General features: G+C 42.8%; 7 protein-coding genes, 1 tRNA gene and 1 pseudogene. 8 read left to right on the top strand and 1 reads right to left on the bottom strand.

Annotation, left to right across the window (positions count from 1 at the left end):
* The first annotated feature begins 215 nt into the window (after positions 1–215).
* A tRNA-Asn gene (locus G5B12_RS10345) sits at positions 216–288 on the top strand.
* Between the two features lie 105 nt (positions 289–393).
* On the opposite strand, the gene G5B12_RS10340 is transcribed toward G5B12_RS10345, so the two are convergent.
* Complete coding sequence (locus G5B12_RS10340) at positions 394–645, bottom strand: RDAC family protein (protein WP_021977951.1); 252 nt, start codon at positions 643–645, stop codon at positions 394–396.
* Between the two features lie 233 nt (positions 646–878).
* On the opposite strand from G5B12_RS10340, the gene G5B12_RS10335 reads away from it, so the two are divergent.
* From G5B12_RS10335 to G5B12_RS10305, 7 genes and pseudogenes are all read left to right on the top strand, one after another.
* Positions 879–1,463 carry an NUDIX hydrolase gene (locus tag G5B12_RS10335; RefSeq protein ID WP_021977952.1) on the top strand — a complete coding sequence of 195 codons (585 nt, stop codon included), beginning with the start codon at positions 879–881 and terminating at the stop codon, positions 1,461–1,463.
* On the top strand, positions 1,460–2,020 hold the full coding sequence (locus G5B12_RS10330; RefSeq protein WP_021977953.1) for a flavin reductase family protein: 561 nt from the start codon (positions 1,460–1,462) through the stop codon (positions 2,018–2,020). The genes G5B12_RS10335 and G5B12_RS10330 overlap by 4 nt, the downstream gene beginning before the upstream one ends.
* 459 nt (positions 2,021–2,479) lie before the next feature.
* Positions 2,480–3,092, top strand: a pseudogene (locus tag G5B12_RS10325) (sugar O-acetyltransferase).
* A gap of 193 nt (positions 3,093–3,285) precedes the next feature.
* Positions 3,286–4,515 carry a [FeFe] hydrogenase H-cluster maturation GTPase HydF gene (gene hydF / locus G5B12_RS10320; protein ID WP_174088165.1) on the top strand — a complete coding sequence of 410 codons (1,230 nt, stop codon included), beginning with the start codon at positions 3,286–3,288 and terminating at the stop codon, positions 4,513–4,515.
* 211 nt (positions 4,516–4,726) lie between these two features.
* On the top strand, positions 4,727–5,353 hold the full coding sequence (locus G5B12_RS10315; RefSeq protein WP_174088164.1) for a TetR/AcrR family transcriptional regulator: 627 nt from the start codon (positions 4,727–4,729) through the stop codon (positions 5,351–5,353).
* Positions 5,354–5,371: 18 nt separating this feature from the next.
* Positions 5,372–5,584 carry a hypothetical protein gene (locus G5B12_RS10310; RefSeq protein ID WP_118071815.1) on the top strand — a complete coding sequence of 71 codons (213 nt, stop codon included), beginning with the start codon at positions 5,372–5,374 and terminating at the stop codon, positions 5,582–5,584.
* 126 nt (positions 5,585–5,710) lie between these two features.
* Positions 5,711–6,397, top strand: a complete 687-nt coding sequence (locus G5B12_RS10305) for a hypothetical protein (RefSeq protein WP_174088163.1) — start codon at positions 5,711–5,713, stop codon at positions 6,395–6,397.
* The last annotated feature ends 54 nt before the right edge of the window (positions 6,398–6,451 follow it).

Raw genomic sequence — 6,451 nt, 5'->3', positions numbered from 1 at the left:
GCTGACTTGAACATTTGCGAAGCAAATGACATCGAACGACGGAGTCGTGAGATGACCCCCGCTGGAGTAGCCTAAAAGAACAGGCGATGCAGCGCAAGCTGCGATCCCGTGAAAAAAGGCAAATCGGCACGCAGGTTAAATTTGATTCAACAAAAACGATTAACCATCAACAAACATATGTATGTAGTTTTTAAGGTACAAACCTTAATAAATAATCCTCCTTAGCTCAGTCGGTAGAGCATGCGGCTGTTAACCGCAGTGTCGTTGGTTCGAGTCCAACAGGGGGAGTTTTTTTATGCCTGTAAACAGAGTGCTGTTTACAGGCATATTTATATTTTCACATAATATCTGTTTTAACTGAATCGGGCAAGTCTCCTGCGGGATGGCGAATCCTCAATCTGCAGACAAAATCCAGAAATTCAGTTTACTCTCATCATACTCGATCGAGGCTCTTTTTCCTGCAAAAAAATTCTCCAGAACCTGATACATTTCATCAAAATGTCCTTCACATGCACAATTCCCAAGCGGTTCGATCCAACAGGATTGTTTTCCACAAGCATCACGAAGATGAATGCGAAAATGAAGTCCCTGATCTTTAAGTAGTCCATTTAGTTCAATGATATCATTAAAAGAAATACAATACATAAAATCAACCTCCCGTCAAATAATTATTGTGGTTAGAAATATCATAGCAAAGAAAAGAAAAACAGGCAATACAGATGCCGGTTTTCCGACAACAGACTGGAAACTGTTTTCAAATCATGTTAAAATATATACTATAGTAAATTTTGTCAGTTCCCAGACATTTTGGTAATCAGATAAAAAATCATCTGATTCACTTAAGAATAATTATAAGAGAAAGAAGCAGACAGATAAGAATGGAAATATTTGATATCATAGATGAAAACGGAAATCCCACCGGAAAGACCGTAGAACGGAGCATTGCCCATGCAGAGGGAATCCGCCATCGCACTGCGCATATCTGGATCATCCGCCGGAAAAATGGAAGAACAGAGATCCTTCTTCAAAAAAGATCCAGAAACAAGGATTCTTTTCCAGGAAAATTTGATACTTCATCTGCAGGCCACATACAGGCAGGGGATGAACCGTTGGAATCAGCATTGCGGGAACTAAAGGAAGAACTGGGGATACATGCAGTGCCAGAAGATCTGCAGTTTGCAGGAAAATTCCCGATATCTTTTGCCAAAGAATTTCATGGAAAAATGTTCCGGGATGAAGAGATTGCCTTTGTTTATATCTACGATCATCCGGTAGAGATCGATCGTCTTACACTTCAGAAAGAAGAAGTAGAAGAGGTACAGTGGTTTGATCTGGAAGAAACGTATCAGCAGTGCAGACAGCACAGAGATAAATTCTGTGTTCCATTAGGAGGCCTGCAGCTTGTGCGGGAATTCATAAAAAATAACAACAATAACGAATATAAAGGAGAGAAACAGTCATGAGAAAAGATTTTGGTGCAAAACCTTATACCTATCCACAGCCAGTATTAATGATCGCCACATATGGCGAGGATGGCAAACCGGACGTTATGAATGCTGCCTGGGGCGGAATCAGTGATGATAAGGAAATTTCCATCTGTGTCAGTGAGAGTCACAAAACAACCGAAAATATTCTGAAAAAAGGCGCTTTCACAGTAAGCATGGCGGATGTGGATCATATGACAGCCTGCGATTATGTGGGAATTGTTTCCGGAAACAAAGAGCCGGATAAATTTGCAAAAGCCGGATTTACAGCAGAAAAGTCCGAAAAAGTAGATGCCCCCATCATCAAAGAGCTTCCCATCTGTGTAGAATGTAAACTGAAAAGCTACGACAAAGAAACCTGCCGTCTGGTTGGTGAGATCGTAAATGTCAGCGTGGACGAACGTGTTCTGGACAAAAACGGAAATGTAGATGTAGCAAAAGCTGCACCAATCACGTTTGATCCGTTTAACAACGCATATATCCGTCTTGGCGAAAAGGTGGGCGATGCTTTTAAAGCTGGAGCTGCATTGAAATAAATAATATTTATGGAAACAAAAAAGTCTCTTTAAGAAGAAAGGATTGAAAAACCTGCCTTCTGGAAGAGACTTTTTTTATAATATTCCAAACTCTTTAACCAAATCAAGTAAGTCCCCTGCGGGGTTGCGAAAAGCAATAAGCAGTGGGTGGGGACTTGCTTGTATCAGGAGGAGTGCAAGCTCCTCCTGATAAACTGCGGAGCAGTTATTTGGTGTAGAGCCACGTAGCGAAGCGGATTGCGAATATCCGCTTGACATGCCTGGAAAATCCCGTCCTGATCATTACTTTTTGTTATAAAAGAAACAGCAGATGAAGCTACAGATCATATATGAACATAACAGATTCACGAAAAAACTTCGGATTATTCAGAAATTTCATGCTTGTATGTAAATATACGATATGATAACATAATCCATATATTATTTTTTGTAAAAAACATACAAAAAGGAGGAGCTGCCATGCGCCCAATGAGAGAAAAAATGCATACAGGAGAATTATATCTCCCTAATGACGATGAAATCTTTCAGGATCAGATCAGGAAACTGGACAGGCTTTATGATTTCAATATGACACGCCCTATACAGCTGGATAAAAGAAATGCTGAAAGAGATGTTTGCGGAGATTGGTGAAGATTGTTATATCGAGCCACCGCTTCACGCCAATATGGCAGGTGCATATGTCCATTTTGGAAAAAATGTCTATGCCAACTTTAACCTGACACTGGTAGATGACGGTCATATTTATGTTGGCGATTATACCATGATCGGTCCAAATGTGACCATCGCAACTGCGGGGCACCCGATCTTACCGGAGCTTCGTGAAAAAGGATATCAGTATAATATGGAAGTTCATATCGGTAAGAACTGCTGGCTGGGATCTGGAGTTGTTGTGTTACCGGGAGTTACTATTGGTGATAATGTTGTAGTTGGGGCCGGAAGTATAGTAACGAAGGATCTGCCTTCCAATGTGGTTGCAGTCGGTAATCCATGCAGGGTGCTGAGAGAAATGAATGAGCGGGATAAAGAATATTATTTTAAAGACAGAAAAATTGATTATTCTGAGATCGTTTAACCAAATCAAGTAAGTCCCCTGCTTCAATTGCGAAAAGCAATAAGCAGAGGGCAGGAACAGAGGCGTAAGCTTTTGCACATCAACAGATAATGCCGGGAGCAAAGGTCGAATGATCTTATGAAATATGAAACAGGTGGATGAGAACAGGAATGGATGAGGACCTGTCTGATGCTGAAAGAAAAGAGGAAAAATTATGGGAATGAATGAAACACCGTCAGCAGACCGTGTACATATCGGTTTTTTTGGCAGAAGAAATGCAGGAAAATCCAGTATTGTAAATAAAGTGACAGGTCAGGAACTTGCTGTGGTTTCCGATGTTAAAGGAACTACCACGGATCCGGTGAGCAAGGCCATGGAGCTGCTTCCAATGGGACCGGTTGTAATTATTGATACGCCGGGTATTGATGATGAAGGACATCTTGGAGAACTTCGAGTCCGAAAGGCAAAACAGGTACTGAACCGTGTGGATGTGGCAGTTCTTGTTGTGGATGCTACCCTTGGAAAAACCAATGTGGATGAGGAGCTGATCCACATTTTTAAAGAAAAGGAAATTCCGTACCTGGTTGTATACAATAAATCCGACCTTCTTTCGGAAAATCAGAAAATAAATGCGGATTTTCCGGATCGGAATCAGGAACCCTTCATTTACGCCAGTGCGGCAACAGGTCAGAACATCTATGAACTGAAAGAAAAGATCGCATCTCTTGCAGTAACCGATGATCTGAAATTACGTCTGGTAGGAGATCTCCTGGAGCCGTCAGACTTTGCGGTTCTTGTAGTACCGATCGATAAAGCCGCACCAAAAGGCCGCCTGATCCTTCCACAGCAGCAGACAATCCGGGATGTGCTGGAGGCTGGAGCAGCAGCCATTGTGATCAAAGAGAATGAGCTTTCCAATACTCTGGAAACTCTGGGTAAGAAGCCAAAGCTTGTGATCACAGACAGTCAGGTTTTTGCAAAGGTCAGCAAAGAAACACCGAAGGATATCTGGCTCACTTCATTTTCAATTCTGTTTGCCAGATTTAAAGGAAATCTGAAAACAGCGGCAGCCGGGGCAGCAGCCATTGACCGGCTGAAAGACGGAGATAAGATCCTGATCTCCGAAGGCTGCACCCATCACAGACAGTGTGATGATATCGGAACGGTTAAACTTCCACGCTGGATCCGTAATTATACGGGAAAAGATCTGGAATTTGAGTATTCCTCAGGAAGAGAGTTCCCGGAGGATGTAACGAAATACAGCCTGATCGTGCACTGTGGCGGATGTATGCTCAACGAGCGGGAAATGCGCTACCGTCAGAAATGCGCCCTGGACCAGGAAATCCCCATTACCAATTATGGAATTGCCATTGCTTACATGCAGGGAATCCTGAAACGATGTGTGGAAATGTTCCCGGATGTAAGAAAAGAGCTGGATGTTTAAAGATATTTTGAATTTATGAAGCAGCTGTTTTTTGTACAGAATTTATTTTCTGTGCAGAGAGCAGCTGCTTTTTGCATACTCATTTATAAAGCAGAAAAAATTTTGAAAAAAGATAGTTTAATTTAACTCAACTGATTGGCAAACAAAGAAAGTTATTTTAAAATAACATTGTTATTAAATAACGGCGTTATTGAATAAAGGAGACAAACATATGAGACCTGTAAATGAGAAACTGGCGGCAGATCTTCTGGAAGCGGGAAAGCAGGAATTTCTGGAAAAAGGTTTTCAGGGAGCTTCCATGCGCGGGATTGCATCCAGACTGTCTGTGACAACCGGTGCACTGTACCGCTATTACACAGATAAGGAATCTCTCTTTGATGTACTGGTAGAAGAATCGGCCAGAGTACTGGAGGAGAGATACCGTGCTATCCAGAAGGGATTTGCAGACCAGCCGGTGGATGCCCAGGTCCAGACACTTCCGGAGGTGTCTGACGAAGGCTATTCCTGGATGGTGGAATACATTTATGATCATTTTGATGCATTTAAGCTGATCGTATGCTGTTCCACAGGAACCCGCTATGAACACTATCTGGATGTCCTCACGGAGATTGAAGTCAATTCCAGTATTGTCCTTATAGAAAAAATGAAAGCAGCGGGTTATCATCCGGAAGAACTGGATGAAAATCTGATCCACATGGTAGCAAGCAGCATGTTTAACGGCATGTTTGAGACAGTACGCCACGACATGCCCAGGGAAAAAGCCAATTCCTACATGAACAGCCTGCGGGAATTTTATTCTGCCGGATGGTTCCGGCTGCTGGGGATCCGTGGATCATGAAAAAAGGAGTTGATACATATGGAAAAAAAAGAACCTTCTCCGATATCGGTAGTATGGGGATGGGCAGAAAAATATCACAGTAAATTTTATGGCTCTGTAGTTCTGGCTGTACTTGGTGTGGCAGGAACCATGCTGGCTTATTTCAGCATTGCGGCAATGATCCGCATCCTTCTGGAAAACGGGGATTTCAGTCAGTGCCTGCCATGGTGCGGATTTCTCCTGATCGGTTAATAAGGGGTATTGCCGGCGGTTCTTAGCGACTGCCGGCAATACACGTTCAGGGGATGTTTACAATTCCGAAAGAAAGTGCTATAGTACTAGAGTTTGTATTTTTAAAATATAGAGGAGTTATAAATAATGATCGACCAGACACTTGCACAGGCTCTGCAAAAAGAAATTCCCATACTTACAGCCCAGATCCGCAGCCTTTATGCGGAATTTGATAAAAAATTTCATCTCAATGGAGCGAAGATTCCCATTACCTTTGGTATGGAGCCAGATCTTCTGGGATCCTATACAAGAGGCAGTTACCACGAAAAAGAGCATTTTCATTTTTCCCTGCTGTTTATCGGCTACGCGGTAAAAAATCCTCTGAAAAAAGAGGACAGGCTGGACCTTTACAAACATGAATATGCCCATTATATGCAGCATAATTTTCACATTCCCCAAGAGTATCAGTGGCAGCACGGAACCCACGGAAGTGCCTGGAAATACTGCTGCTCCCTGACCGGCGCGGCGCCAACGCCATATTATAAGGCAGGGGAAGCCCTGATGAAACACGACTACGAGAAAAAGCTCCGAAGCCCAATCCATGACCGGACAGTAACAGTACGGGATACTTACCGGAGAAAGCAGCAGCATGAAAATACCCGGAACAGCATTGTGCGCTACGAGATCGGAGAAGATGTGAGCCATCCGAAATTCGGAACCGGAAACATTGAACATGTGGAGCAGCTTCCAGGCTCAGTAAGGCTTCATATCCGGTTTGGAGAAGAATTGAAAGTGATCGATCAGAAGTGGCTTCTCCGGTCAAAATATAAATAGAACAAAATGGTATAAAAAAATCTCCGGCACAGAAAAACTGTGATCCGGAGATTT

The organism is Blautia sp. MSK.20.85, from assembly GCF_013317245.1.
Lineage (GTDB): Bacteria > Bacillota > Clostridia > Lachnospirales > Lachnospiraceae > Blautia_A.
This window is presented reverse-complemented; position numbering and strand designations above follow the sequence as displayed.

Coding starts and splice junctions, on each gene's coding strand:
- G5B12_RS10340 (WP_021977951.1), bottom strand. CDS start 645: ATGTATTGTATTTCTTTTAATGATATCATTGAACTAAATGGACTACTT.
- G5B12_RS10335 (WP_021977952.1), top strand. CDS start 879: ATGGAAATATTTGATATCATAGATGAAAACGGAAATCCCACCGGAAAG.
- G5B12_RS10330 (WP_021977953.1), top strand. CDS start 1,460: ATGAGAAAAGATTTTGGTGCAAAACCTTATACCTATCCACAGCCAGTA.
- hydF (WP_174088165.1), top strand. CDS start 3,286: ATGGGAATGAATGAAACACCGTCAGCAGACCGTGTACATATCGGTTTT.
- G5B12_RS10315 (WP_174088164.1), top strand. CDS start 4,727: ATGAGACCTGTAAATGAGAAACTGGCGGCAGATCTTCTGGAAGCGGGA.
- G5B12_RS10310 (WP_118071815.1), top strand. CDS start 5,372: ATGGAAAAAAAAGAACCTTCTCCGATATCGGTAGTATGGGGATGGGCA.
- G5B12_RS10305 (WP_174088163.1), top strand. CDS start 5,711: ATGATCGACCAGACACTTGCACAGGCTCTGCAAAAAGAAATTCCCATA.